Origin of the sequence: Achromobacter sp. SIMBA_011 (assembly GCF_046535435.1) — a bacterium.
GTDB lineage: Bacteria > Pseudomonadota > Gammaproteobacteria > Burkholderiales > Burkholderiaceae_B > Achromobacter > Achromobacter dolens.
In genome coordinates this window covers 1,132,149-1,157,795 of record NZ_JAWRWN010000001.1, presented here as the reverse complement: position 1 = coordinate 1,157,795, position 25,647 = coordinate 1,132,149, and the positions used below count along the sequence as shown (strand labels likewise).

Annotated in this window: 21 protein-coding genes; 9 read left to right on the top strand and 12 right to left on the bottom strand. The window is 69.3% G+C overall.

The features are described 5' to 3' along the window. The first annotated feature begins 38 nt into the window (after nucleotides 1-38). A complete protein-coding gene (gene fahA, locus SB816_RS05340) occupies nucleotides 39-1,358 on the top strand; it encodes a fumarylacetoacetase (RefSeq protein WP_064528560.1) in 1,320 nt (439 codons plus the stop codon). Nucleotides 1,359-1,368: 10 nt separating this feature from the next. Here the strand turns inward: fahA and SB816_RS05335 are convergent, their stop codons facing one another. The 3 genes from SB816_RS05335 to SB816_RS05325 form a co-directional block, all read right to left on the bottom strand. Next, nucleotides 1,369-2,283: an acyltransferase gene (locus tag SB816_RS05335; RefSeq protein WP_410546591.1), complete on the bottom strand. Its 915-nt coding sequence runs from the start codon at nucleotides 2,281-2,283 to the stop codon at nucleotides 1,369-1,371. Between the two features lie 179 nt (nucleotides 2,284-2,462). After that, nucleotides 2,463-4,358 carry an LTA synthase family protein gene (locus SB816_RS05330; protein ID WP_410546590.1) on the bottom strand — a complete coding sequence of 632 codons (1,896 nt, stop codon included), beginning with the start codon at nucleotides 4,356-4,358 and terminating at the stop codon, nucleotides 2,463-2,465. 218 nt (nucleotides 4,359-4,576) lie between these two features. After that, nucleotides 4,577-5,305: a FadR/GntR family transcriptional regulator gene (locus tag SB816_RS05325; protein WP_054500682.1), complete on the bottom strand. Its 729-nt coding sequence runs from the start codon at nucleotides 5,303-5,305 to the stop codon at nucleotides 4,577-4,579. A gap of 117 nt (nucleotides 5,306-5,422) precedes the next feature. Here SB816_RS05325 and SB816_RS05320 point away from each other — a divergent pair, with 117 nt between their 5' ends. The 5 genes from SB816_RS05320 to SB816_RS05300 all read left to right on the top strand — a co-directional run bounded on the left by SB816_RS05320 (nucleotide 5,423) and on the right by SB816_RS05300 (nucleotide 10,107). After that, nucleotides 5,423-6,262: an NAD-dependent epimerase/dehydratase family protein gene (locus SB816_RS05320; protein ID WP_410546589.1), complete on the top strand. Its 840-nt coding sequence runs from the start codon at nucleotides 5,423-5,425 to the stop codon at nucleotides 6,260-6,262. An 18-nt stretch (nucleotides 6,263-6,280) separates the two neighbouring features. Then, nucleotides 6,281-7,162, top strand: coding sequence for an SMP-30/gluconolactonase/LRE family protein (locus SB816_RS05315; protein ID WP_269872115.1), 882 nt, complete (start codon nucleotides 6,281-6,283; stop codon nucleotides 7,160-7,162). 120 nt (nucleotides 7,163-7,282) lie between these two features. Beyond that, nucleotides 7,283-8,260, top strand: a complete 978-nt coding sequence (locus SB816_RS05310) for a TRAP transporter substrate-binding protein (RefSeq protein WP_064528570.1) — start codon at nucleotides 7,283-7,285, stop codon at nucleotides 8,258-8,260. Nucleotides 8,261-8,269: 9 nt separating this feature from the next. Next, entirely contained in the window at nucleotides 8,270-8,833 is a 564-nt protein-coding gene (locus tag SB816_RS05305; RefSeq protein WP_410546588.1) for a TRAP transporter small permease, read from the top strand. After that, entirely contained in the window at nucleotides 8,824-10,107 is a 1,284-nt protein-coding gene (locus tag SB816_RS05300; protein WP_049076186.1) for a TRAP transporter large permease, read from the top strand. The genes SB816_RS05305 and SB816_RS05300 overlap by 10 nt, the downstream gene beginning before the upstream one ends. On the opposite strand, the gene SB816_RS05295 is transcribed toward SB816_RS05300, so the two are convergent. The 5 genes from SB816_RS05295 to SB816_RS05275 all read right to left on the bottom strand — a co-directional run bounded on the left by SB816_RS05295 (nucleotide 10,059) and on the right by SB816_RS05275 (nucleotide 15,194). After that, a complete protein-coding gene (locus tag SB816_RS05295) occupies nucleotides 10,059-10,850 on the bottom strand; it encodes a phosphatase PAP2 family protein (protein ID WP_054500678.1) in 792 nt (263 codons plus the stop codon). The two genes, SB816_RS05300 and SB816_RS05295, sit on opposite strands and share 49 nt — an antisense overlap. Nucleotides 10,851-10,974: 124 nt before the next feature. Continuing rightward, complete coding sequence (locus SB816_RS05290) at nucleotides 10,975-12,303, bottom strand: sensor histidine kinase (RefSeq protein WP_054500677.1); 1,329 nt, start codon at nucleotides 12,301-12,303, stop codon at nucleotides 10,975-10,977. Further along, entirely contained in the window at nucleotides 12,300-13,013 is a 714-nt protein-coding gene (locus SB816_RS05285) for a response regulator transcription factor (protein ID WP_054500676.1), read from the bottom strand. The genes SB816_RS05290 and SB816_RS05285 overlap by 4 nt, the downstream gene beginning before the upstream one ends. A gap of 39 nt (nucleotides 13,014-13,052) precedes the next feature. Continuing rightward, the gene (locus tag SB816_RS05280; protein WP_175143481.1) at nucleotides 13,053-14,468 is read right to left on the bottom strand and encodes an FAD-binding oxidoreductase; all 1,416 of its coding nucleotides are present in this window, start codon (nucleotides 14,466-14,468) and stop codon (nucleotides 13,053-13,055) included. A gap of 96 nt (nucleotides 14,469-14,564) precedes the next feature. Further along, nucleotides 14,565-15,194 (bottom strand): BPTD_3102 family carboxylase-like protein, encoded by a 630-nt coding sequence (locus tag SB816_RS05275; RefSeq protein ID WP_054500674.1) that lies wholly within the window; start codon nucleotides 15,192-15,194, stop codon nucleotides 14,565-14,567. 309 nt (nucleotides 15,195-15,503) lie between these two features. Between SB816_RS05275 and SB816_RS05270 the strand changes: the two genes are divergently transcribed. The 3 genes from SB816_RS05270 (at nucleotide 15,504) to SB816_RS05260 (ending at nucleotide 20,278) form a co-directional block, all read left to right on the top strand. Next, complete coding sequence (locus tag SB816_RS05270) at nucleotides 15,504-16,895, top strand: phosphomannomutase/phosphoglucomutase (RefSeq protein WP_175143479.1); 1,392 nt, start codon at nucleotides 15,504-15,506, stop codon at nucleotides 16,893-16,895. Nucleotides 16,896-16,901: 6 nt separating this feature from the next. Then, the gene (pgi, locus tag SB816_RS05265; protein WP_175143478.1) at nucleotides 16,902-18,467 is read left to right on the top strand and encodes a glucose-6-phosphate isomerase; all 1,566 of its coding nucleotides are present in this window, start codon (nucleotides 16,902-16,904) and stop codon (nucleotides 18,465-18,467) included. Nucleotides 18,468-18,586: 119 nt separating this feature from the next. Next, nucleotides 18,587-20,278 (top strand): gamma-glutamyltransferase family protein, encoded by a 1,692-nt coding sequence (locus SB816_RS05260; protein WP_240806445.1) that lies wholly within the window; start codon nucleotides 18,587-18,589, stop codon nucleotides 20,276-20,278. A 7-nt stretch (nucleotides 20,279-20,285) separates the two neighbouring features. Here the strand turns inward: SB816_RS05260 and SB816_RS05255 are convergent, their stop codons facing one another. Genes SB816_RS05255 through asnB form a run of 4 tightly spaced genes read right to left on the bottom strand, consistent with a single transcriptional unit; the run spans nucleotide 20,286 to nucleotide 25,620 of the window. Next, the gene (locus tag SB816_RS05255) at nucleotides 20,286-21,419 is read right to left on the bottom strand and encodes a glycosyltransferase family 4 protein (protein WP_144655549.1); all 1,134 of its coding nucleotides are present in this window, start codon (nucleotides 21,417-21,419) and stop codon (nucleotides 20,286-20,288) included. Continuing rightward, nucleotides 21,416-22,573, bottom strand: coding sequence for a glycosyltransferase family 4 protein (locus tag SB816_RS05250; protein ID WP_167517644.1), 1,158 nt, complete (start codon nucleotides 22,571-22,573; stop codon nucleotides 21,416-21,418). The genes SB816_RS05255 and SB816_RS05250 overlap by 4 nt, the downstream gene beginning before the upstream one ends. Next, nucleotides 22,570-23,685 (bottom strand): glycosyltransferase family 4 protein, encoded by a 1,116-nt coding sequence (locus tag SB816_RS05245; protein ID WP_054500669.1) that lies wholly within the window; start codon nucleotides 23,683-23,685, stop codon nucleotides 22,570-22,572. The genes SB816_RS05250 and SB816_RS05245 overlap by 4 nt, the downstream gene beginning before the upstream one ends. Before the next feature lie 3 nt (nucleotides 23,686-23,688). After that, nucleotides 23,689-25,620 (bottom strand): asparagine synthase (glutamine-hydrolyzing), encoded by a 1,932-nt coding sequence (gene asnB, locus SB816_RS05240; RefSeq protein WP_410546587.1) that lies wholly within the window; start codon nucleotides 25,618-25,620, stop codon nucleotides 23,689-23,691. Between the last annotated feature and the right edge of the window lie 27 nt (nucleotides 25,621-25,647).

Sequence of the window (25,647 nt, the reverse complement as noted above, 5' to 3'; positions counted from 1 at the left end):
GCCGCGCCCTTATAAACACATTGAACGAGACATTCCTCATGACCACCGCCATCAACGAAACCCACGACCCGTCGCTCAAGAGCTGGGTTGCCAGCGCCAACACCGGCGCGTCGGACTTCCCGGTGCAGAACCTGCCCTACGCCGCGTTCCGCCGCAAGGGCTCGCAGGAGTCGTTCCGCCCCGGCGTGGCCATCGGCGACCAGATCGTCGACCTGGCGGCGCTGGCCGCCGCCAAGCCGTTCGAGGGCGCCGCCGCCGAGGCGCTGGCCGCCTGCCAGGGCGACAGCCTGAACGCGCTGATGGCCCTGGGCCAGGCCCACTGGAGCGCGCTGCGCCTGGCGCTGTCGCGCGCGCTGCGCGAAGGCGCCGCGCTGCGCGCCACGGTCGAGCCGCTGCTGGTGGCCCAGGCCGACGCCGAATACACCACGCCCGCCCGCATCGGCGACTACACCGACTTCTACATCTCGGTGCACCACGCCACCGCCATCGGCAAGCAGTTCCGCCCCGACAATCCCCTGCTGCCGAACTACAAGTGGGTGCCGATCGGCTACCACGGCCGCGCCTCCAGCATCGGCGTGGACCAGAAGTTCCCCCGCCCGGTCGGCCAGACCCGCCCCGCCAACGAAGGCGAGGCGCCGCAATTCGGCCCGTGCGCGCGGCTGGACTACGAACTGGAACTGGGCATCTTCGTCGGCACCGGCAACGCCCAGGGCGACCGCATCAAGCTGGCGGACGCCGATGCGCACGTCTTCGGCCTGTGCATCCTGAACGACTGGTCGGCGCGCGACATCCAGGGCTGGGAATACCAGCCGCTGGGCCCGTTCCTGTCGAAGAACTTCGCCTCGACCATCTCGCCGTGGATTGTCACCATGGAAGCGCTGGAACCGTTCCGCACGCAATGGAACCGCGGCCCGTCCGAGCCGCAGCCGCTGCCGTACCTGGCCTCCGATGCCAACCGCGCCAAGGGCGCCTACGACGTGCAGATGGAAGTGCTGCTCACGACCGAACAGTCGCGCGCCGGCAAGCAGGCGCCGGCGCGGCTGTCGCGCAGCAACTTCCGCGATGCGTACTGGAATGTGGCGCAGTTGATCACGCACCACACGGTGAACGGCTGCAACCTGCAGCCGGGCGACATGCTCGGCACCGGCACGCTGTCCGGCCCGCAGCCCTCGGAAGCCGGTTCGATGCTGGAACTGAACCACGGCGGCAAGCAGCCGATCGAGCTGCCCTGGGGCGAGAAGCGCACCTTCCTGCAGGATGGCGACCAGGTCATCATGCGCGCCGAGTGCGTCAAGGCCGGCTATCCGCGCATCGGCTTCGGCGAATGCTCGGGCACCGTGCTGCCGGCGCGGGTGTAAGGGCAGTCCGTCAGGATCGGGGCGTGGCGGCCGCATCGGCCATCAACGCCTCGATCTCGTCGTCCTTGGCCTGCCACTGCCGGCCCAGCCAGTGGTGGAATTCGGTGCGGAAGGCCTTGTCGCGGCTGTAGTCGCCGTCGCAGAAGGCCGGCGGCACCGGCACCTGGTGCATGCGCACCCGCACCGTGCCCATGCGGCCGCAGGCCATGTCCCAGAAGCTGGGCACGCCCGCCGGATAGGCGATGGTGACATCGATCATCGAGCGAAAGCGCGTGCCCATCGCGTTCAACGACACCGCCAGCCCGCCCGCCTTGGGCTTGAGCAAGTGGCGGTACGGCGAGCCCTGAGCATCGCGCTTGGCCGGGGTGAAGCGCGTGCCCTCGGCGAACACCATCACGCTGGTCGGCACCAGCGAGAACTTCTGGCAGGCGCGGCGCGCGGTTTCCTGGTCCTGGCGCCCCAGGGCCGGATTGCGGCGCAGGTCGGCCTTGCCGTGGCGCTTCATGAACGGAAAGTCCAGCGCCCACCAGGCCAGCCCGATCACCGGCACGTAGATGAGCTGCTGCTTGAGGAAGAACTTCAGCAACGGAATGCGGCGGTTCAGCGCGCCTTGCAGCACGAAGATATCGACCCAGGACTGGTGATTGCAGTTGACCAGGTACCAATCGGCGTAGCGCAGGCCGGCATGGCCGCGCACGTCCCAGGGCGCGCGCTGGATGCGCGAGAACCAGGCGGTGTTGACGCTGATCCAGGCCGTGGCGATGCCATTGAGGACGGGATCGATGCGGCGCCGCGCCGCGGCAAACGGCAGCGCCAGTTTCAGCAGCGCCAGGGGGAACAGGAGCAGGCACCAGAACAGCGTGCTGACGCCGATCATCATCACGCTGAAGACGCCAGTCAGCCAGGCCAGACGGCCGCGTGGCACGGGCCAACCGCGCCAACGCGCGGCCAGCGCGGACGCGGGCGCGTCGCTTGCGTCAGCGACAGGGGGCCGGCTCGGGCCGGCGAGCGGATCGGGAAAAGTCATGAGCGCGAGTGTGCGAGGACTGGCCGCGAGCCGGTTTGAGCGGGATCAAACCGGACCGCGGGCCAGACGGGGCGAAGTCAAGGCAGGCGGTATTTTTCTTCGCGGTAGACCCAACTGGCCCACAAGGCATGCGCCAGCGCTTCCTTGCTCAAGGCCTCGTCCGCCGGTTCGACCGGCTCATAGGTCTCGTCCTGCCCGACCGGCGCGGCGCGATAACGGAATTCGCGCGGCGCCTTGGACGGCTCCAGCACCAGCAGCTTGTCGCCCTGCAGGTAGCCGAAGTTGTCGGCGTACTGCATCAGCGCGCGATTGGGATCGCGCTGCGTCAGGTCCGCGCCCAGCATCGGGTTGACGTTATCCAGCCCGATCAGCGACAGCAGCGTGGGCGCCATGTCGATCTGGCTGACGATGCGCTCGTCCTGGCGCGGCGCGATGCCCGCGCCCAGGATCAGGGCCGGGATCTGGAAGTGCCGCACCGGCACCGGGATCGAACCGTAGACGCGGGAATCATGATCGGCGATCACCAGGAACACGGTGTTGTCCCAGTACGGCGCCTTGCGCGCCTTGTCGAAGAACTGGCCCAGCGCCCAGTCGGCGTAGCGCACGGTGTTGTCGACGCTGGCCGGATCGCCCACCGGCTGGATGCGGCCCGCCGGATACTCCCACGGCGAATGGTTGCTGACCGAAAACGCCAGCGTGAACACCGGCTTGTCGCCGTCGGCGCGCAGCAGGCGGTCGACCTGGGTGAACATGTCTTCGTCGGACGCGCCCCACGAGCCTTCGAACACCGGATTCTCGAACTTCGGGCGATCGACGATCTCGTCAAAGCCATTGCCCAGGAAGAAGGCGCGCATGTTGTCGAAGTGCGACTCGCCGCCATAGACGAAGCGCGAATGGTAGCCATGCTTGCCCAGCACCTGCGCCAGCGTGAAGAAGCCGGTCTGCGAGCGCGGCAGCTTCACCACCGCATCGGCCACGCTGGGCAGGAAGCCCGCGGTGACCGCCTCGATGCCGCGCACCGAGCGCGTGCCGGTGGCGTAGGCGCGATGGAACATCCAGCCTTCCTTGCCGAGGCGGTCGATGTTGGGCGTCAAGTCCTTGCCGCCCAGGCTGCCGACATACTGCGCGCCCAGGCTTTCCTGCAGGATGATCACCAGGTTGAGCGGCTTGTCGCGCCGCACCGTGGCCTTCTGCTCGTGCAGGCTGGGATAGCGCGGATCCAGCGGCGCGCCCGTCAGGCCAGCCTTGTCGCGCACGATGGCGTTCATTTCGTCCACCGGCATCTTCGGATACATCGCGGCGGACGAGCGCTCGTCGCGCATGCGGTAGGCGGCATCGAACACACTGTAGAGCGAATTGAGCGCCAGCGAATTGACCATGGCGTCCGAACTGAACGCGACCTTGGCCGGGTTGATGGGACGATGCTCCAGCGTGCCGCGCGCGCCCAGCACCACCAGCGCCAGAATCGCCAGCGATGCCAGCGGCCGCTTCCACCACGCCAGGAACGGATCGCGCACCCGCGTCGGGAACAACTTGACCGCCAGCCACGCGGCCACCAGCAGCACCACCAGGGCGGCCAGCAGCACGCCCTTGTAGCCCTGCCACAGCATCGAGCCGACTTCCTTCGGGTTGAGCAGGTAGATGAAATACAGGCGGTTCGGGCGCGTGTCGTATTCGGCGATGAACTGCGGCGTGGAGACTTCCAGCAGCACGTACAGCATCCACCAGACGCGGAACCACCAGGCGGCGACGCGCGCGGCCCACGGGCGGTGCCCCAGCCAGGGCGAAAACACCGCCGGCAGTGCGATCACCATGGACAGCAGGCAGACGTCGATACGCAGGCCGCCGAACAGCACCGGCCACAGGCCGCCGGCCGCCTCGACCCGGCCCCACATCCACAACGACAGGCCCAGCCGGCTCAACGTCAGCAGAACCAGCACGGACACGATGAAACGGAGCGTCAGGCGGCGCATGCGGCGGCCCTCCCTGGACGAATGAAATCCGTTGATGCGCCGCGCTTACCCTGCCCGCGATTACCCAGCCAAACCATGCCTGCCGTCCGGTGATTGAAAACGGCCAAGGTTAACGCGGATTGACGCGCCGCAGCGCCGCCGGCGGTCGGGCGCGCGCCAATGTCAGGCGATTGACACCCCTGTCATGTTGTACGACATCAGATTTCGCCTAAAAGGCGTCATTGCACCCGGCGCAGGCGCTCGCGGCTGTTGCTCAGGTGGGTGCGCATCGCGGCGCGCGCGCCTTCGGCATCTTGGCGCACGATGGCGCTGTAGATATCCTCGTGTTCCAGGTTGACGCGCGACAGGTAGGCGGCGCGGTCCTCGTGGGCGAACTTGGCCGAATTGATGCGGGTGCGGGGGATGATGGCCGAACCCAGGTGCGACATGAGGTCGGCGAAATAACGATTATCGGTGGCCTGCGATACCAGCAGGTGGAACTGGAAATCCGGCGTGATGGTGTCGCCGCCGCTGTCCAGCGCGGCCTTGAAGGCATCCAGCGCGCGCCGCATCTCGGCCAGTTGGACTTCGCTGCGGCGCACGGCGGCCAGGCCGGCGGCCTCGCTTTCCAAGCAGATGCGCAGTTCCAGCAGCACCAGCACGTCGCGCACCGTGGCGATGTCGGCGGGGTCGACGCGGAAATCGCCGCCGCCGCTGGGTTCGAGCGCGTAGGTGCCAACGCCGTGATGGGTTTCGACCAGGCCCGAGGCCTGCAGCCGCGACAGCGCTTCGCGCACCACGGTGCGGCTGACGCCAAACTGCCGCATGATCTCGGATTCGGTGGGCAGCTTGTCGCCGGGGCGGATCTCGCCGCTACGGATGCGTTCGGAGATGTTCTCCACCAGGCCCTGGGCCAGGTTCCGTGGACGACGCTGCGGCAGGACGGGGGTATCGACAGGAGCGTTCATCAGGGATTGTCCCAAAGCGGTTGCGTGGCGCTTGACTGCAAAAATTCGTGCTTATTATACTTTGGACTAGTTGTACGATAACGTACCAGGCGAGTCCACCCCACCGAGCGTTGCGCCATGAGCCTAGCTGTCGACCGCATGCCTGTCTCCCCCCGCTGCCATCGTTTGTTATTGACCGGCGCCGCCGGCAACCTGGGCCAGGTACTGCGGCCGCGCCTGAAAGCCTGTGCCGACGTCCTGCGGGTGTCGGACGTCGCGGCCATGGCGCCCGCCGCCGACGGCGAGGAAGTCGTGCCCTGCAACCTGGCCGACCCCGCCGCCGTCTCCGAACTGGTGCGCGGCGTCGACGCCATTGTGCACCTGGGTGGCGTTTCCGTGGAACGTTCCTTCGAGGAAATCCTGCCGGCCAACATCCAGGGGGTCTACCACGTGTATGAAGCCGCGCGCATCCACGGCGTGCGGCGGGTGGTATTCGCCAGCTCCAACCACGTCATTGGCTTCTACGAGCAGGGCGCGCGCCTGGACGCCGACGTGCCGCTGCGGCCCGACGGTTACTACGGCCTGAGCAAGGCCTATGGCGAAAACCTGTCGCGCTTCTACTACGACCGCTACGGCATCGAGACGGTCTGCCTGCGCATCGGTTCGTCGTTCCCCGAGCCGAAGGACCGCCGCATGATGGTGACCTGGCTCAGCTACGACGACCTGACCGACCTGGTGGTGCGTTCGCTGTTCACGCCCAATGTCGGCCACCTGATCGCCTACGGCGCCTCGGCCAACCGCGACAGTTGGTGGGACAACCATGGCGCCGCCGCGCTCGGCTTCGCGCCCAAGGACTCTTCCGAGATATTCCGCGCGCAGGTCGAGGCGCTGCCGCCGCTGCCGGCCGACGATCCTGCCGCGCGCTACCAGGGCGGCGCCTTCGTCAAGGCCGGCCCGTTCCCTTTTCCGCCGCGCTGACACCTGCCCCTTCCCACCATGGCGACCTCTGCCGAACGCATCGGGACCGTGCTCTGCGGCGTGGGCGAAAGCCCCGTGTGGCGCAGCGCCGACCAGTCGTTCCACTGGACCGACATTCCCGGCCGCGCGCTGTGGCGCTGGACGCCGGCCAGCGACCGGCTGGATCATTGGGCGCTGCCGCAGATGGCCGGCTGCATCGCCCCGCGCGGCGACGGCTGGCTGCTGGCGATGGAGGACGGGCTGTACGCCTGCGGCCCGCTGCAAGCCGGCCAGCCCTGCCGGCCCGCGCCGCTGGCGCCGGTTCGCCACGGCGTGCCCGGCATGCGCTTCAATGACGGCCGCTGCGACCGCCAGGGCCGCTTCCTGGCTGGCACCATGGTCATGGACATGGGCCTGGCCCGCAACGCCGGCAAACTGTACCGCTACGCCCCCGGCCAACCGCTGGAAGCGATCGTCGATGACCTGATCGTGCCCAACGGCCTGGCCTTCAGCCCCGACGGCAGGACCATGTACCTGTCCGACTCGCACCCGTCGCGGCAGGTGGTCTGGGCCTTCGACTACGACATCGCCGACGGCCTGCCGCGCAACCGCCGCGTCTTCATCCCGAAACTGCCGGCCGGTCGTCCCGACGGCGCCGCGGTCGATGCCGATGGCGGCTACTGGATCTGCGGCAACGAGGCCGGCCGCGTCTACCGCTACACCCCGGACGGCCGCCTCGACCGCAGCCTGGAAGTGCCGGCCGCCCGTGTCGCCATGTGCGCGTTCGGCGGCCCCCGACTGGACCAGTTGCTGGTCACGTCGATCCGCCCCGCCGATGCCGCGCCCGATTCCATCAGCGGCGCCGTCTTCATCCTGCGCCCCGGCGCGCGGGGCCTGGAGGAAACCGCAAGCGCCGGTTAGCACCCGACCGCGGCGCCCCAAGCGCCCACGCACGAGTAGTGAGCAGGTCCGTACACATCGAAGAGCTTCGGGGCCGCAATGGCCCTCAACGAAACGCCGTACTCCCGACCGGAGGTAGACATGTTGCGCCCGACCCTGACCCGCGCCATCCTGGCCGCGGCCGCTTTGCTGACGCTGATTCCCGCCACCCGTGCCGCCGAGCTGCGCTCCGCGGACATCCATCCCGACGATTACCCCACCGTGCAGGCCGTGCGCCAGTTCGGCGAACTGGTCAAGCAGCGCACCAACGGCCGCATCACCGTCAAGGTGTATGCCGGCGGCGCGCTCGGCAATGAAGACGACTCGATCGAGCAGGTGAAGATGGGCGCGCTGGCCATGGCGCGCGTGTCCAGCGCCGCCATGCACAACATCTGCCAGACCACCCGCGTGCCGTCGCTGCCGTTCCTGTTCCGTTCCAAGGAGCATCTGCACAAGGTGCTCGACAGCGAGATCGGCGAGCAGATCCTGAAGTCGTGCGAAGCGGCGGGCTTTGTCGGCCTGGCCTGGTACGACAGCGGCTCGCGCTCGATGTACACGCGCAACAAGCCGATCAAGACGCTGGCCGACGCCAAGGGCCTGAAAATTCGGGTGCAGCAGTCGGACCTGTCGGTGGCGATGGTGGAAGCCATGGGCGGCAACGCCACGCCGATGCCGATGGGCGAGGTCTACACCTCGCTCAAGACCGGGCTGGTGGACGCGGCCGAGAACAACTACCCGAGCTACGAAAGCGCGCATCACTACGAGGTCGCCAAATACTACGCGCTGACCGAGCACACCATGACGCCGGAAATGCTGATCTTCTCCAAGCGCCAGTGGGACAAGCTGTCGGCCGACGACCAGAAGATCCTGCGCGAAGCCGCGCGCGAGTCGGTGCCCTACATGCGCAAGCTGTGGGACGAGCGCGAGCAGAAGTCGCGCGCGGTGGTCGAGAAGGCCGGTTCACAGATCGTCGAGGTCGACAAGGCCTCGTTCCAGGTGGCGATGAAGCCGGTCTACGACCGCTTCGTCACCACGCCCGACATGAAAGACCTGGTCGCCAAGATCCAGGCCGTCCAATAAGGAATCCGCATGTTGGCTACCTCTACCAATGACCCGGATGTCGCGGCGGGGGGCCGGGCGCATGCCCTGGCTGCCCCGCTGGACGCCTATTCCCGCGGCTGCGCCCGGCTGGCGCGGCTATGCATGTGGACCAGCGTGTTCGGGCTGGTCTGCCTGATCGTCGCGGTCACACTGCAGATCGTCGGCCGCCACGTGCTGAACAGCACGCCCACCTGGGCCGAGAGCCTGGCGCTGCTGCTGGTGCTGTACGTCACCATGCTGGGCGCGGCCGTCGGCGTGCGCGACGCCGGCCACATCGGCTTCGAATCGCTGGTCGACGCGCTGCCGGCGGCGGGCCAGCGGCGCCTGAAGATCTTCATCCACCTGCTGGTGCTGCTGTTCGGCGCGCTGATGGCGTGGAACTGCGCCCTGCTGGCCGAATCCGTGTGGGCCTACAAGATTCCCAACCTGGGCATCTCCAATGGCTGGAAGTACGTGCCCGCGGCCCTGTCCGGCGTCCTGATCGCGCTGTTCTCGGTCGAGCACGTCATCGCCCTGATGCGCAACCAAAAGGTGGTACCGGCATGGCGCTGACCCTACTCTCCTTCACCTTCATGGGCTTCCTGGTGATCGGCGTGCCGGTGGCGTTCGCCATCGGGCTGTCGTCCATCACCGCGATCATGTACGAGGACCTTCCGCTGGCGGTGGCCTTCCAGCAGATGACCTCGGGCATGAATGCGTTTTCGTTCCTGGCCATCCCGTTCTTCATCTTCACCGGAGAGCTGATGCTGTACGGCGGCATCGCCGACCGCATCGTGGCCTTCGCCAAGTCGCTGGTGGGCCACGTGCGCGGCGGCCTGGGCATGTCCAACGTGGTGGCCTGCACGCTGTTCGGCGGCGTGTCGGGTTCGCCGGTGGCGGACGTGTCGGCGATGGGCTCGGTGATGATCCCGATGATGAAGCGCGAGGGCTATCACGCCGATTACGCGGTCAACGTCACCACCCACGCGGCGCTGGTGGGCGCGCTGATGCCGACCAGCCACAACATCATCATCTACACGCTGGCGGCGGGCGGCAAGGTGTCGATCGCGGCCCTGATCGCGGCCGGGGTGGTGCCGGCGCTGATCCTGACGCTGTGCAACCTGGCGGCGGCCTACTTCGTGGCGCGCAGCCGCGGCTATCCCGCCGGCACCTTCCCCGGCTGGCGCATCGTGGCGCGCTCGCTGGTGGCCGCGACGCCGGGGCTGTTCGTGGTGGTGCTGATCATCGTGGGCATCCTGAGCGGGGTCTTCACCGCCACGGAATCGGCCGCGGTGGCCGTGCTGTACGCGCTGGCGCTGACGATCTTCGTGTATCGCTCGCTGACCTGGGACCAGTTCGTGCGCGCCGCCAGCAAGGCGGTCAAGACGACCGGCGTGGTGCTGCTGCTGATCGGCATCTCGGCCACCTTCGGCTACCTGATCAGCTTCTACGGCGTGGCGGAGAAGACCGGCGAGCTGATGGCGTCGGTGTCCACCAGTCCGTGGGCGATCTTCCTGATGGTCAACGTGATCCTGTTCGTGCTGGGCACGTTCCTGGACATGGCCGCGACCATCCTGATCTGCACCCCGATCTTCCTGCCGATCTGCATGCAGTACGGCATGGGGCCGGTGCAGTTCGGCATGGTGATGCTGCTGAATTGCGCGCTGGGGCTGAACACGCCGCCGGTGGGCACCACGCAGTTCGTGGGCTGCGCCATCGGCGGGGTCTCGGTCGGGACGGTGATGCGGACCATCTGGCCGTTCTATGGCGCATTGCTGGCCGCGCTGGCCCTGGTCACCTACGTGCCGGCGTTCTCGCTGTGGCTGCCGGGGGTGCTGCTGAACTGAACGCCCGGCATGCGGGCCGGGCCGCCGGGCGCGGCCTGGCCCCGCAGCACCGGCCAGAAGAACAACGCGGCCAGCAGCCACATCAGGGCCGCCGACCACAGCGTCTGGCTCAGGAAATGCGCGCCCTGCAGGACGCGCACGATCGAGAATCCGACGCCCGCGGCGATGCCCACGGCCAGCCCCCACCAGCGCCATCCGGGCCGCTGCGCGGCCCAGCCGGCGAAATACAGGGTCAGCATGGAGTAACCGGCGCCGGCGTGGCCGCTCGGCAGCGCCCCGCCCGACTTGGCGCGATCCCAGGTCCACCATGACAACGGATACGGGGTGTATCCGCCCAGCGTCTCCAGGTCATAGGGGCGCGGCAACGTGGTGTGGTGCTTGAGCTGCGTGACGGCCAACTGCCCCACGATACAGGTCACCGCCACCGCCAGCGCCGCGCCGCGCAGGTGGCGCCACGCGGGAATGCGGTAGCTGGCCGCGACCACGGCGATCGCCCCCAGCGCCATGCCGATGGGCAGGGCCAGCACCATGCGATGGCCGACGAGTTCGAGCCAGCGGTTGGTGTGCAGGGGGAAGTCGTCCAGCGGCGCGCTGAACAGGGCGCGGGCGATAGCCAGGTCCAGGCCCGAGGCGTTGACCCACCATGCCAGGCACGCCAGCATCAGCGTCACCCCGAGGACATGCGTGGAGAAGTAGAAGGCGGGCGTCGGCCGGTCGGCCGCTGGCGGATATAGGGGTGACATGTAGCGCGGGGGACGATGGCGGTCGGCCGAAGCAAGCAGCTTAGGCGGCCGATAGTCGAAAATTCGTCAAATTCGGCCTCGCCGGGACGGGGCCGGCGCCCCGTCAATTGCCCCCGCCGTCGCCCTACGCCGCGCCCCCCGCCGCGTCCAGGCGCAAGGTGAACCGGGTGCCGCGCTGCGGCCCCTCGCGCGACGAATCCACCGTCAGCGTCCAGCCCTGCATGTCGCAGACCCGCTTGGCGATGGCCAACCCCAGGCCACGCGCGGTTTCATCGCGTCCGGCAGTCCCCGAGTCCCGCAGGCGGCCGCTGTAGTAACGGCGGAACAGGAATGGCAGGTCGTCCGCGGCGATGCCCTTGCCGTCGTCGCTCAGTTGCAGCGCGCCATCGGCGCCCAGGCTGGCCGTGAGCGTCGCCGGCGCCGCGTGCTCGACCGCGTTGCGCACCAGGTTGCGCAGGACCGTCAGCAAGGCGTAGCGGTCGAGGATGCGGATGTGGTCCGCCGGGATGGCGTTGTCGAAACGCAGATCGGCCATGCCGGCCTGGGTTTCGTAGCCACGCCAGGCGTCCAGCATGCATTCGGACAGGTCGACCGGCTCGGGAGGGCGCATCTGGTCGCGGGCCATGGCGCGGGCGCTTTCCAGGCAGACGATGACGTCGTCGACGTTGTCGATCACCCGCGTCAGCCGTTGGCGCTGGTCGGGCGTCAGGTCCTGGGTCAGCAGCATCAGCTCGCTGTCGGAGCGGATCGCGGCCAGCGGCGTGCGCACCTCGTGGCTGAGGTTGCCGGCGAACTCGCGTTCGCGCGCGATCGAGCGGTCGACCTGGTTCTGCACCCGGTTGAAGGCCTCGATCAGCCGGCCCGCCTCGTCGTCGCGGGTCACGGCCAGGTCGGGCGCGCCCGGCGCCCACGTCGACAGGCGGTCGGTCAGTTCCAGCAAGGGGCCGACCGCCACCGCCGCCACCCGCCGCGACAGGGCGTAGGCCCCGACCACGCAGATCGCGCCGACCCCCAGCACGATCAGGCCGAAATCATGCACCCGCTCTTCGTTGTCGGTGGCGTCATACAGCAGGTAGACCTTGCCGTTGCCGGTGTCGGCCACCATGACGTGCCAGGTGTAGGCGCCGGGCTCGATCAGGTGCAGGCCGTTGTCGAGCCCGCGGATCTCCTCCGGCATGCCGACGGGCGCCTGGCCGTCGATGCTGAGCCAGGCGCGCATCGAGCCGCCCAGCTCGCGGGCGCCGCGGCGCGGCAGGAACTGGTCGCTGGTGCGGGCGTGCTGCACCAGACGGTCCATTTCGGTGTTGAGGATATCGTTCACCAGATCGTCTTCCATCTGGTCGAACGTCAGGTAGGCAAGCAGGGCCAGCGCCGTCACGAACAGCGCCACGGTGCCGGTCAACGCCCACACCACCCGTTGCGTCAGGGTCCCGCCGCCCGCGATCCGGCTCATGCGCTGCGCTCCCCCGTCACCAGGCGCCAGCCCGTGCCGTGCAGGGTCTCGATGCCGTCGAAGCCGGCGTCGGCCAGGGCGCGGCGCAGCAGGTGCACCTGGCTGCGCAGGGCGTCGGAAGACGGCGGCTCGCTGCCCCACAATTGCGATTCCAGCTCCTCGCGCGACACCACCCGGCCCGGGTCGCGCAGCAGCGCCTCCAGGATGATGATGGCCTTGCGCGTCAGGTGCACCGGCTTGCCGCCGATCGACACCATGCGGCTGCGGGTGTCATAGGCCAGCTCTCCGAACACCCGCACCGTGTCCACGGTCGAGCCCTTGGCGCGCTGGATCAGCGCCAGCAGGCGCGCCTCGACCTCGAGCAGCGCGAAGGGCTTGGTCAGGTAGTCGTCGGCGCCATGGGAAAAACCGGCCAGCTTGTCGTCAAGGCTGTCGCGCGCCGTCAGCACCAGCACCGGCAGCGGCAGGCGCCGGTCCGCGCGCACCGTGTGCAGGACCGCATTGCCGTCCATGCCAGGCAGGCCGATGTCCAGGATCATGGCGTCGAACCGCTGCTCTTCCAGGCGCTGGAGCGCGGCCGGACCGCTGTAGGCCACGTCGGGCAGGAAACCGCGCGCTTCCAGGAAGGTGTAGAGATTGCCGGCGATGATGTGATCGTCCTCGACGATCAGGATCCGGTGATTCGCACCCGCTGCGGGACTGGCCGCCATGTTCTCGCTCCCCGTGGAAAGAAGGTTGTGCCGCCCCGCTCAGGCTTGCAGCACCTTGCCCGGATTCATCAGGCCTTGCGGGTCCAGCGCGCGCTTGATACGGCGCATCAGGGCCAGCTCGACCGGACTCTTGTAGCGCGGCAGCTCGTCGCGCTTGAGCTGGCCGACGCCGTGTTCGGCGCTGATGGAACCTGCGTGTGCATGCACGCTGTCATGCACCACGCCATAGATGTCGCCCTGCAGCGCCAGCAACTCGGTTTCGGTCTGGCCTGGCGCGCTGGCGACGTTGTAATGCAGGTTGCCATCTCCCAGGTGGCCGAAGATCACGTGGCGCACGCCCGGAAAGCGCGCCTGCAGCAGGCCATTGGTCTGGTGCACGAAGCCGGCGATGGCCGAGATCGGGATCGAGACGTCGTGCTTGACCGACTTGCCCAGTTCCGCCTCGGCCAGCGGAATGCTCTCGCGCAGGTGCCACAGCGCCTTGCTCTGCGCGACATTGGCGGCGATGGCCGCGTCGTTCACCAGGCCGGCCTCGATGGCCTCGCCCAGCACCGTCTCGAAGCGCTCGCGCGCATGCGCCTCGCTTTCGCTGTCGGACAGCTCCAGCAGCGCAAACCAGGGCGAGGCGGCGGACGCGCCCTCGAACGGCAGGCGCTGCTGGGGGAACAGGCGCACCACCGCCTGCAGGCAGTCGCCGCCCATCAGCTCGAAGCCGGTCAGCGCGGCGCCGAAGCCGGCGCGGGCCCGCGACAGCAGCTCGACCGCGTTGTCGATGCTGTCCAGCGTCAGCAGCGCGGTGCAGGACGCGACCGGCCGCGGGAACAGCTTGAGCGTGGCGGCGGTGATGATGCCCAGCGTGCCTTCACTGCCGATGTAGAGATCGCGCAGGTCGTAGCCGGTGTTGTCCTTGCGCAGGCCGCGCAGGCCGTTCCAGATCTCGCCCTCGGCGGTGACCACTTCCAGGCCCAGCGCCAGGTCGCGTGTATTGCCGTAGCGCAGCACCTGGGTGCCGCCGGCGTTGGTGGCGAGGTTGCCGCCGATGGTGCAACTGCCCTCGGCCGCCAGGCTCAACGGGAACAGGCGGCCGGCGTCGGCGGCGGCCTGCTGCACGGCCTGCAGGATGCAACCGGCTTCCACGGTGATGGTGTCGTTGTCGGTATCGAGCGCGCGCACCCGGTTCAGGCGCGCGGTGGACAACACCACGGCGCTGCCGGAATCGTCGGGCGTGGCGCCGCCGCACAGGCCGGTATTGCCGCCCTGCGGCACCACCGGCACGCCCTGGCGCGCGCACAGTTTGATGGCGTCGGCCACTTCCTGCGTGGAGCCGGGCCGGACCACGGCCAGCGCCTGGCCGCGATAGCGACGACGCCAGTCCAGCGTGAAAGGTTCGGCATCGGCGCCGGTCAACACATGGGACTCGCCCAGGAGGGACTGCAATTCGCTCAACAAGGTCATAGGCGCCGCACGGAAATATCGCGCCGGGCCGCGCCCGGGCGCTGTTCAAGGTTGGTGCGGACTATTGTAGAGGCTGGCAGAGCCGAGGGGCCCGGTCTAGCCGACCGCCTGGTCCAGGCGCGTCCCCGTCAGGCCCGTGCAATAGGCGCGCGAGGCGATGCGGTTCATCAGGAACGCCCGGTCCACGCCCGCGGGGCCCGGCATTTCGGACAGGGCACGATAGGCGCGCCGCAGCGCTTCGCCGCGGGTCGCGCCGCACACCAGCAGGTGCGTGCACGGCATGTGGCGGTCGGCGCAACCGTCGATGCGCACTTCCAGCGCATGCGCCGCGACCGGTTCGAAATCGGCCACCGCGGCGCCCGAACGCGGCTGCGCCTCGGCGCGGATCACGCGGAACACGCCGCTGCGGTCATCCAGCGAAAAGGCCACCGTGCCCATGCCCTGCCAGGCGCGGTCCCGCGCCACGCTGGCGGCGACCCCGCGCAAGGCGCTTTCGACCGAGGCCGGCAGATGCGGCGCCGGGCATTCGGCGATCAACACGCGGGCGTCGCGCCAGACACAGCGCTCCCAGGCGCGGCCCGTGGCCAGCTCGCCCTCGGGCGATACGAATACATGGATGTCGAGCCGGCGTTCCCGCCCGGCGGCCGGCCCGGCGAAGTCCGTGGGCGGCCCGCGCCTGCGCCGGGCGCCGCCCGATGACGTGACTGTGGATACTTTGGCTCCCATGGGCCCCTCCGGTCTTTCTGGTCTCTCCGCTTGCATGACAAGCGTATCACCTTCGGATGACCAGCAAGTTCCATGCCACCGGCCGACAGGTCAGGAAAGGTCCGGTTCCGTTGCTCCGGCGCACCGGAACAAGGCGAAAAGGGAGTCGATCGCGCACCAGATCAGGGCGGCACGCGAACGCCCAATGGAGGATAATTCAAGTCCGCCCCCCTGGAGCCGGCGCGCGCCGGTATCCGGGTTTACCAGCAGGCCGTCACCCTTCCGGACGGTCCTGCCGCGGCAAGCCGTGGCAAACAATAAGGATTCAACGTGACCAACAACGCGCAATTCCCCTCTTCTGTCTTCAAAGCTTATGACATCCGCGGCACCGTCCCGGATCTGATCGACGCGCGCTTCGCCCGCTCGCTGGGCGCGGCGCTGGCCGCGGTCGCGCGCGACCAGGGGGTGCAGACGCTGGTGGTGGGCCGCGACGGCCGCCTGAGCAGCGAGATGCTGTCGCAGGCGCTGCAGGAAGGCATGCTGGAAGGCGGCGTCGATACCCTGGATATCGGACAGGTGCCCACGCCGCTGGTGTATTTCGCCACCCACATCATGCAGACCGGATCGGGCGTGGCCATCACCGGCAGCCACAACCCGCCCAAGTACAACGGCTTCAAGATGATGATGGGCGGCCGCGCGCTGTACGGCGAGGACGTGCAAGCCCTGGCGCGCCGCATGAACGGCGGCCCGGACGCGCCCGCGGCCCGCACTGGCGTGCGCCGCGAACTGGACCTGGTGGCCGCGTACATCGCGCGCGTCGCCTCGGGCGTGAAGCTCGCCCGCCCCATGAAGATCGCGATCGACTGCGGCAACGGCGTCGCCGGCGCCATCGCCCCCAAGCTGTTCCGCGCCCTGGGCTGCGAGGTCACCGAACTGTTCTGCGAAGTGGACGGCACCTTCCCCAACCACCACCCCGATCCCGCTGAACCGAAGAATCTGCAGGACCTGATCCACTGCCTGGCCACCACCGACTGCGAGCTCGGCCTGGCCTTCGACGGCGACGGCGACCGCCTCGGCGTGGTGACCAAGTCCGGCCAGATCATCTGGCCCGACCGCCAACTGGTGCTGTTCGCCCGCGACGTGCTGGAACGCAATCCCGGCGCCACCATCATCTACGACGTCAAGTGCAGCCGCCATGTCGGGCTGTCGGTGCAGGCGGCGGGCGGCGAACCGCTGATGTGGAAGACAGGCCACTCGCTGGTCAAGGCCAAGCTGGCCGAAACCGGCGCGCCGCTGGCCGGAGAGATGAGCGGCCATATCTTCTTCAAGGAACGCTGGTATGGTTTCGACGACGGGCTCTACACCGGCGCCCGCCTGCTGGAAATCGTGTCGCGCCATGCCGACGCCGGCGCGCCGCTGGAGGCCCTGCCGCAGGATGTCTCGACCCCGGAACTGAAGCTGGAAATGGAAGAAGGCCAGCCCTTCACGCTGGTGCAGGCGCTGCAGGAACAGGGCCAGTTCCCCGGCGCAACGCGCGTGGTCACCATCGACGGCGTGCGCGCCGAATATCCCGATGGCTTCGGCCTGGCCCGCCCGTCCAACACCACGCCGGTCGTGGTGCTGCGCTTCGAGGCGCAAACCGCCGAGGCGCTGGCCCGTATCCAAGGTGACTTCCGGCGCGAACTGGCTAAACTGGCGCCCGACGCCTCCCTGCCCTTTTAAAAAAACATGCCACTGCTCAACAGCCCCGCCTGGACCCGCTTCGCCACCGCGGCACGCAACGCCGACCGGCGCGGCGAGCAACTGCGACTGATCAACGCCCCCGGGCTGCGCCTGGACTTGACCGCGCAGGCGCATTCGCCGGCATTGCATGAGGCCGCGGCCGCGCTGCTGGAGCAGCAAGGCTTCGAGGCGGCGCGCGCGCGGCTGTTCGATGGCGGCAACGCCAACTGGACGGAGCAGCGCCCGGCCTGGCATACCGCGCTGCGCGCAGCCCAGCCGCCTGCCATGGTGGCCGCGGCCGTGCTGGCCGAACGTGAACGCGTGCGCCAATTCGTGCGTGCGGCCGACGCCGCCAAACGCTACCGCTGCGTGCTGCACCTGGGCATCGGCGGCAGCGACTGGGGTCCCCGTTTGGTCAACCGCGCCCTGCGTTATGGCGGCGTCAAGCGTGACGTGCACTTTGCCTCGAATGTCGACTCGCATTCCGTGGCCGACGCCATGGTTCGCCTCGACCCGCACGAGACGCTGGTGATCGTGGCGTCCAAATCGTTCACCACCACCGAACCGCTGGCCAATGCCGAAGTCGCCATGAACTGGCTGCGCGACGCCGGCGTGGCGGATCCGATCAAGCAGGTGGTCGCCGTAACCGCCAACGTCGAGGCCGCGCTCAACCTGGGCATCTCGCCGGACCACATCTTCCAGATCTGGGACTGGGTCGGCGGGCGCTATTCGCTGTGGTCGGCCATCGGCCTGCCGGTCGCGCTGGCGCTGGGCAACGACACCTTCGACCAGTTGCTGGCGGGCGCCGCCGCCATGGACGAGCATTTCCACCATGCGCCGCTGGCCGAAAACGCGCCGCTGCAACTGGCCCTGGCCGGCGTCGTCAACCGCAGCGTGCTGGGCTTCGACTCGCTGGTCATCGCGCCGTACGATTCGCGCCTCTTCCACGTGGTCCCCTGGGCCCAGCAGCTCGAGATGGAATCGCTCGGCAAGGTGGCCACGGCGGACGGCAGCCCCACTGGCGTACCGACCGGTCCGGCCGTCTGGGGCATGCCGGGCACGGACTGCCAGCACACCTTCTTCCAATGGCTGCACCAGGACACCGCGGGCGCGCCCGTCGATTTCATCCTGTGCGAGCAGCCCGACCACGCCTATGCCCGCCACCACGAACTGCTGATCGCCAATTGCCTGGCCCAGCGCGCCGCGCTGCTGCGCGGCAAATCGTTCGAGGAAGCGCTCGCGGAGACCTCGCGGGTCGAAGCCGATCCGGCGCGCGCGCGCCTGCTGGCGCAGCACAAGGTGCATCCTGGCGGCCGGCCCTCGTCACTGATCGTGCTGCCGCACCTGGAGGCCTACACCCTGGGCGCATTGCTGGCGCTGTACGAGCACAAGGTGTTCGCGCAAGGCGTTATCTGGGGCATCAATCCGTTCGACCAGTGGGGCGTGGAATTCGGCAAGGCCCTGGCCAAGAACATCATCCGCGAGCTGGACTCGCCGTCGCAACAGGTCGCGCCGCAGGACCCCTCCACCCGCTTCTGGATCGACGCCATCGCGCGACGCGCTCCGGCGTAGCCCCCCCGCCACGGCGGCTGGCCCGGTGCTGCAGCGGCGCGCCAGGCCGCGCCGGGGCCGCTATGGACAGGACGCCATGACGGGCGAATAATGGCCCGTCGTCCTTCCCGGAGCGCCCCATGCCTACGCTAGCCCGCAGCCCCGCGCGTTTCCTGGCCGCCCTCGCCTTGTGCGCGGCCGCCTCCGCCCAGGCCCAGACCAACACACAGACCCAGCCCCTGGCAGGAATGGTTGCCGCCGCCAATCCGCTGGCCGCCGCCGCCGGACTCGACGCCCTCAAGCGCGGCGGCAGCGTAGTCGACGCCGCCATCGCCGTGCAGATGGTGCTGACCGTGGTGGAACCGCAATCGTCCGGCCTGGGCGGCGGTTCGTTGATGCTGGTGTGGGATCAGGGCAGCGCCACGCTGTCGGCGCTGGACGGCCTGGCCGCGGCGCCGGCGCGCGTCACCGCCAGCCTGCGCACCGACGTCAACGGCGACACCCTGCCGCTCAAGGACGTGGCGCGCTACGGCCGGCCGGTCGGCGTGCCCGGCACCGTGCGCGTCATGGCGCTGGCGCACCAGCGCTATGGCAAGCTGCCCTGGGCCAGCCTGTTCCAGGCCGGCATCCGCAGCGCCGAAGACGGTTTCCCGATGTCGCCTTATCTGCACGACAGCCTGCGGCGGCTGCCTCAGTTGGCCGAGAATCCGGCGATCCGCAAAATCTTCTACGACGCGCAGGGCCAGGTGCTGCCGGTCGGCGCCACGGTCCGCAATCCGCTGCTGGCCGACGCGCTGCGCAAGGTCGCGGCCGATCCCGATGCCATCAACCACGGCGCGCTGACCGCCGACGTCCTCGCCGCCGTGGGCGCGGGCAAATATCCCAGCCTGATGCAGGCGCAGGACCTGGCCGCCTATCGCCCGGCGGAACGCACGCCGATCTGCGGCCCCTTCCTGTCATGGAAAGTCTGCACCTTCCCCCCGCCCAGCTTCGGCGGCGTATCCGTGCTGCAGCAACTGGGCATGCTGGCCGCGCGCCGCATCGACACGCTCGCGCCCGGCTCGGCCGCGGCCGACCACCTGCTGATCGACAGCGCCCGCATCGCCCGCGCCGACCGGCTGGCCTATATCGGCGATCCGGACCAGGTCAAGGCGCCGGTGCGCCAGTTGATCGCGCCCGACTACACGCGAGAACGCGCCGCGCTGCTGTCCGCCAGGGCCGTGACGCATCCGCGTCCCGGCGTGTTCGCGGGCGTGCCGGCGCCGGCAGGCGCCGAGGCGCCCGGCACCACCGAGACCAGCCAGGTCGCCATCGTCGACGCGCAGGGCAACGCCCTGTCGATGACCACCACCATCAATCTGAACTTCGGCTCGTGGCTCATGCCGCACGGTTTCTTCCTGAACAACGCGCTGACCAATTTCTCGTCGGCGCATGGCAAGGGCGCGCCCAATGCCATGGCGCCCAACAAGCGGCCGGTCACCTCGATGGCGCCCACCATGGTGTTCGACCGCGACGGCAAGCTGGCGCTGGTCACCGGCTCGGCGGGCGGCGGCTACATCGTCGACTACATCGCCCAGGCCGTGGTCGGCACGCTGGCCTGGGGCCTGCGCCCGGCCGATGCGCTGGCATTGCCGCACGTGGCAGGCAACACCGGCCGCAGCCAGATCGAGAAAGGCCGCGTCCCGGAGCAAACCGCCGCGCGGCTGGCCGCGCAGGGCCACAAGATCGAACAGGTGGAAATGAAAAGCGGCGCCGCCGCGATCCGCGTGACGCCGCAAGGGCTGGATGGCGCCGCCGACCCCCGGCGCGACGGCGCCGCGCTGGGCCACTGAGGCCGCTTCAGGCGCTCAGGGTGTCGTACAACTCGACGTGGATGCGTGCCACCCGCTCGATGTTGAATTCGCGCTCGGCCAAGGCGCGGCCGGCCGCCCCCATCGACTGGCGCAGGGCAGCGTCCTCGGCGAGCCGCGCGATGGCGTCGGCCAGGGCCCGCGGGTCCCGCACCGGCACCAGCAGACCGGTCTCGTCCGGCTCGATCGCGTCACGGCAGCCCGGCACGTCTGTCGTCACCACCGCGCGGCCGCAGGCGGCCGCCTCGATCAGCGACTTGGGCAGGCCTTCACGATAGGACGGCAGCACGGCGATGTGCGACGCCGCATACAGCCGCGGCACATCCGAGCGCTCGCCCAACGCCTCGACGCAACCCTCGCGCTGCCAGGCCTCGACCTCGGCCGGCGTGGCCGAGGTCGGATTGCCGGCGTCCACGCCGCCCACCAGCCGCATGGTCACGGGCACGCCGCGCGCGCGCAGCAGCCGCGCCGCCTCGACGAATTCCCACACGCCCTTGTCGCGCAGCAGCCGCGCCACCATGGTGGCCACCACGGGCGGCGCCGGCGGCTCCGGCAGCGCCTGGCACAGATCCAGATCGACGCCGGCGCCGCGGATCAGCACCACCTGCTCGTCGCGCACGGCGCCCAGCGACTTGAGCATGTCGCGGTCGCTGGCGTTCTGGAATATCACCCGGCTGTTGGGATGGCCCAGCGCCAGGCGATACAGGCGCGCCACCACCGAGCGCACCAGACGCATCTTCAGGGAATTGGACAGGAACACGAAGCCCAGGCCGGAAATCGCGGCCACCATGCCGGGCACGCGCGCCAGGCGCGCAGCGATGCCGCCATACAGCACTGGCTTGATGGTCACCAGGTGCACCACCTGGGGCCGCAGTCGCCGGAACAGGCGCAGCAGCGCCAGCAGCGTGCCCAGCTCCTGCAGCGGATGCTTGCCGCTGCGCGTCATCGGAATGACGTGATGGGTCATGCCCAGCGCGACGATGTCGGCGACGGCCGGGCCGTCCATCGTGGCCACGTGCACGTCATAGCCGGCGCGCTGCGCGGCCTGCGCCACCGGCAGCCGGTGCGACATGAAGAACGCCGGGTTGTTGACCACGAACAGCAGACGACGGGCGGCGCTCATGCCGATGCTCCGGACAGACGGCGCCACACCGCGGCGTAGCTTTGCACCATGCGCGCCAGGTCGAAATTCTCCAGCACCCGGGCCCGTCCGGCCTCGCCGGCCCGCCCGCGGCCGCGCGCCGCCACCTCGCGCAGCGCGGTCTCGATGCCGCGCGCCAGCGCCTCGGGCTGCTCGGGTGGCACCACCACACCGGTGTCGCCGATGATGTAGGCCGCGTCGCCCACGTCCGTCGCCACGCAGTACGCCCCGCAGGCCATGGCCTCGGCCACCACGTTGGGGAAGCCTTCGGCGCAACTGGAGAGCACGTGCAGGTCCAGCCCGTTCATCACGGCCGGCACGTCGTCGCTCGGGCCGGCCAGCACCAGCCGTTCGCGCAGGTCGAGCTTGTCGACCAGCGCCATCAATTCAGGGTTGTCCACGGTCATGCCGCGTCCCACCAGCACACAGCGCAGGCCGCCGTCGCGGCCATCGCGCACCAGCGCCGCCACCGCGCGCAGCAGGTTGGCATGGTCCTTCAACGGGTCCCAGCGCGCCACGCAGCCGATCACTGGCACATCGCCGGCCAGGCCCCACTGGCCGCGCACCCGTTCCCGCGCTGCCGCATCGGGCGCATAGCGCGACAGGTCGTAGCCGTTGGCGATCACCACCATGCGATCGCGACGATAGCCCTTGGCCGCATGCCGTTCGGCCGCGTCCTGCGCGGCGCAGACGATGGCGCCGGGCAGCACGCCCGACAGCAGCGCGCAGGCGCGCAGCACCATGCGGGCAGACCGGCTGCTGCGCTCGAGATGCGCGCCGGAATTGCGGATGCCCCAGGCGACGGCGCGCACGCCGGCCAGGCGCGCCGCCAGGCCGCCGATCAGGTCGGCGTGGTACATCCAGGTCTGCACGGCGTCGGGGCGGGCCGCGGCGATCAGTCGGCGCAAGGCCAGGAAGCCTCCAAGCGTGATGCGGCCGCGCGGCATGTCCAGCGTTTGCACCGTCACGCCGGCGGCGCGCAGCCGCTCGCCGTAGACGCCTTCGTCGGTCAGCGACACGACGATGTGCTCGACCGCCTGCCCCGGATAGGTGGCCAGGCGCCACAGCACGGATTCGGCGCCGCCCTGCCCCAGGCCGGCAATCACGTGCACCACGCGCAAGGTCGCTCCGCTCATCGGCCTTCCCTCACCGCTTCGAACAATTCGTCCCATTCCATCAGCACGCTGGCCAGCGCATAACGCTGGCGCACCGCAGCGGCGCCGCGTTGGCCGAATTGCCGGCGCAACGTCACGTCGCCGAGCAGGCGGCGCAGCGACTCGCGCAGCGCGTCACGGTCCCCCGCGGGCACCAGCAGCGCGTCCTGGCCGTCGCGCGTCATTTCGCGCGGCCCGCTGGGGCAGTCGAACGCGGCGCAGGGCAGGCCCAGCGCCATCGCTTCCAGCAGCACGTTGGGAAAGCCCTCGACCAGCGAACTGAGCACGAACGCCTGGCCCTGGGCCAATTCATCCCAGGGCGTTTCAGTGCGGCCCGGCAGGCTGATCCGCGACTGCAGCCCCAGGCGCGCGACCTGTTCCTCCAGCGCCCCGCGCTCGGGGCCTTCGCCCCAGATACGCAGGTTCCAGTCGGGAAAGTCCGGCGCCAGTTGCGCGAAGACATCGATCAGCAGGTCGAATTGCTTGTCGGTCACCAGCCGCCCCATCGCCAGCAGCGTGCGCGGCGCGCCGTCGTCATGCTGCGGCACCAGCGGCGCGTCCAGCAGCGGCGCGGGCAAGGGGTTGGGAATCACGGCCAGGCGCTTGATGCCCGGCACCTGGCGCGAGAACGGACCGGCCGTGTCGGCCGCCTGCACCGTCACCATGTCGGCGCGCGGGTACAGCAGGCGGCGCAACCGACGCCAGATCGTGCCGGTGGTGGTCTCGGCGACCGGGTTGGTCCGCTCGCAGACGATCAGCGGCACGCGCAGGCCACGGGTGGCCAGGATGGCGGCCACGTTGACGTTGGTCAGGAATGACACCACCACGTCCGGCGCGGTGTCGCGGATATGCCGGCGCAGCGTCAGCAGGCGCTTGAACGCCGCCATCGGCCCCGATACGCGCGTGCCGGCCAGGTCCGCCAGCCAGTCCAGCTTGACCTTGTCCGACAGCGGGTAGAAGCAGGTGCCCTTGGACGAATAGGTCGGCGTCAGGGTGACGTCGTCGCCGCGTTCGGCCCACGCGTTGACCAGCGTGGCGGCCACGCGCTCGGCGCCCCCGGCATGCATGGAACTGACCAGCATCAGTATCTTCATTCGTCAGCGACTCCCAACCGATCCTCCCTGTTCGCCACCGGCGCGGTAGCGGTCCAGCCAGGCCTGCATCATCAGCACGCCCCACAGATGGCTATCCCAATTGCGATGTCCGGACACGTGTTCGCGCCACTTGCGCAGGATGGGCTCGGGCTCGAACCAGCCTTCCTGGCGCAGGCGCGCCGGATCCAGCAGCGCCTCGGCCCAATCGCGCAAGGGGCCGCGCAGCCAGGCCGCCAGAGGCACGGCAAAGCCGCGCTTGGGCCGATCCACCAGCGCCTGCGGCACGTGGCGGTACAGCACCTGGCGCAACAGCCACTTGCCGGTGGCGCCGCGCACCTTGTAATGGTGCGGCAGGCTCCAGGCAAATTCATAAACGCGGTGGTCGATCAGCGGCACGCGGGTTTCCAGGCTCACGGCCATGGCGGCGCGGTCCACCTTCACCAGGATGTCGTCCGGCAGATAGGTCACGGTATCGAGCTTCATCATGGATTCGAAGGTCGAGCCGCGCATCGCCTGCGCGAACTCGGACACCGGTTCCATGCCGCCCTTGACCACGCGCGCCGGGTCCGACCAGTACGACACGAACAGGCGGTAGAAATCGCCGCGCGAATCGGCGCGCAGCAGTTCGCCCAGCTTGCCGACCTTGCCGCGCCAGGCGCCGCGCCCGGGCAGGTGTGTCGAGGCGCTGAGCAGCGCGCCGGCCGGCGTGCGCAGCAGCGATGGAATGCGCTCGCACTTCTGCCACCAGTTGTTGACACGGAAATAGCGCGAGTAACCGCCGAACAGTTCGTCGCCGCCGTCGCCGGACAGGGCCACTGTGACGTGCTGGCGCGCCATGCGCGTCACCAGCGAGGTCGGAATCTGCGACGAATCGGCGAACGGTTCGTCGTACATGTCGGCCAGGTTCGGCACCACCGCCAGCGCGTCGTCGGCGGTGACGTACAGCTCGGTGTGGTCGGTGCCCAGGTGCATGGCCACCGCCTTGGCGTGCTGCGCCTCGTCGTAGCCCTTCTCATGGAAGCCGATGGCGAAGGTGCGCACCGGCTGCGAACTCTGCGCCTGCATCAGCGAGACGATGGTGGACGAGTCGATGCCGCCCGACAGGAACGCGCCCAGGCTGACGTCGGACAGCATCTGGCCGCCCACCGCCTTGGACAGCACGCCTTCGAGCGCGTCGGTGGCCTGCGCGTCGGACTCGAACGACAGCAGCGATTGCGCCGCGGTGTCGGCGGCCTCGCGCGCCGACCAGTACACGCGCGGCTCGGGCATGCGGCGGCTGCGGGTATCGTCGGCGGTGAATTCGATCCAGGTGCCCGGGGGCAGCTTGGCGATGCCTTCGTAGATGGACTGCGGCGCCGGAATGTAGTTGTGCCGCATGAACGACGCCAACGCATTGCGGTTCAGGCTGCGGCCGAAACCGGGGATCGGCATCAGGCCCTTGAGTTCGGACGCGAACACCAGCTCGGCGCCGGAATAGCCGTAGTACAGCGGCTTTTCGCCCATGCGGTCGCGCGCCAGCACCAGCTTGCGCGAGGCGCGGTCCCAGAGCGCGATGGCGAACATGCCGACCGAGGCCTGCAGCGTGGCCTCGATACCGAGCGCGGTGAATCCGGCCAACAGCGTCTCGGTGTCGGAATGGCCGCGCCAGGACGGCGCCAGGCCCGAGGCCTCGAGCTGCTGGCGCATGTCCATGTGGTTGTAGATCTCGCCGTTGAACACCATCACGTAGCGGCCGCAGGCGGACACCATCGGCTGATGGCCGGCTTCGGTCAGGTCCTGGATCGCCAGGCGCACGTGCGCCAGCGCCAGCTCGGCGCCGGCGTCTTCCCAGAAGCCGTTGCTGTCCGGCCCGCGGTGGCGGATGCGGCGGCAGCTTTCCGCCAGCACTTGCGCCTTGTTACCCAGGGGGCCCCAAATTCCGACAATTCCACACATGATTTCAGGTTCTCGTGGTCACCGCAG

What these genes read in the sequence shown, in the direction of transcription:
- fahA (WP_064528560.1), top strand. Translation starts at nt 39, where the DNA reads ATGACCACCGCCATCAACGAAACCCACGACCCGTCGCTCAAGAGCTGG.
- SB816_RS05330 (WP_410546590.1), bottom strand. Translation starts at nt 4,358, where the DNA reads ATGCGCCGCCTGACGCTCCGTTTCATCGTGTCCGTGCTGGTTCTGCTG.
- SB816_RS05325 (WP_054500682.1), bottom strand. Translation starts at nt 5,305, where the DNA reads ATGAACGCTCCTGTCGATACCCCCGTCCTGCCGCAGCGTCGTCCACGG.
- SB816_RS05320 (WP_410546589.1), top strand. Translation starts at nt 5,423, where the DNA reads ATGAGCCTAGCTGTCGACCGCATGCCTGTCTCCCCCCGCTGCCATCGT.
- SB816_RS05315 (WP_269872115.1), top strand. Translation starts at nt 6,281, where the DNA reads ATGGCGACCTCTGCCGAACGCATCGGGACCGTGCTCTGCGGCGTGGGC.
- SB816_RS05310 (WP_064528570.1), top strand. Translation starts at nt 7,283, where the DNA reads ATGTTGCGCCCGACCCTGACCCGCGCCATCCTGGCCGCGGCCGCTTTG.
- SB816_RS05305 (WP_410546588.1), top strand. Translation starts at nt 8,270, where the DNA reads ATGTTGGCTACCTCTACCAATGACCCGGATGTCGCGGCGGGGGGCCGG.
- SB816_RS05300 (WP_049076186.1), top strand. Translation starts at nt 8,824, where the DNA reads ATGGCGCTGACCCTACTCTCCTTCACCTTCATGGGCTTCCTGGTGATC.
- SB816_RS05295 (WP_054500678.1), bottom strand. Translation starts at nt 10,850, where the DNA reads ATGTCACCCCTATATCCGCCAGCGGCCGACCGGCCGACGCCCGCCTTC.
- SB816_RS05290 (WP_054500677.1), bottom strand. Translation starts at nt 12,303, where the DNA reads ATGAGCCGGATCGCGGGCGGCGGGACCCTGACGCAACGGGTGGTGTGG.
- SB816_RS05285 (WP_054500676.1), bottom strand. Translation starts at nt 13,013, where the DNA reads ATGGCGGCCAGTCCCGCAGCGGGTGCGAATCACCGGATCCTGATCGTC.
- SB816_RS05280 (WP_175143481.1), bottom strand. Translation starts at nt 14,468, where the DNA reads ATGACCTTGTTGAGCGAATTGCAGTCCCTCCTGGGCGAGTCCCATGTG.
- SB816_RS05275 (WP_054500674.1), bottom strand. Translation starts at nt 15,194, where the DNA reads ATGGGAGCCAAAGTATCCACAGTCACGTCATCGGGCGGCGCCCGGCGC.
- pgi (WP_175143478.1), top strand. Translation starts at nt 16,902, where the DNA reads ATGCCACTGCTCAACAGCCCCGCCTGGACCCGCTTCGCCACCGCGGCA.
- SB816_RS05260 (WP_240806445.1), top strand. Translation starts at nt 18,587, where the DNA reads ATGCCTACGCTAGCCCGCAGCCCCGCGCGTTTCCTGGCCGCCCTCGCC.
- SB816_RS05255 (WP_144655549.1), bottom strand. Translation starts at nt 21,419, where the DNA reads ATGAGCGCCGCCCGTCGTCTGCTGTTCGTGGTCAACAACCCGGCGTTC.
- SB816_RS05250 (WP_167517644.1), bottom strand. Translation starts at nt 22,573, where the DNA reads ATGAGCGGAGCGACCTTGCGCGTGGTGCACGTGATTGCCGGCCTGGGG.
- SB816_RS05245 (WP_054500669.1), bottom strand. Translation starts at nt 23,685, where the DNA reads ATGAAGATACTGATGCTGGTCAGTTCCATGCATGCCGGGGGCGCCGAG.
- asnB (WP_410546587.1), bottom strand. Translation starts at nt 25,620, where the DNA reads ATGTGTGGAATTGTCGGAATTTGGGGCCCCCTGGGTAACAAGGCGCAA.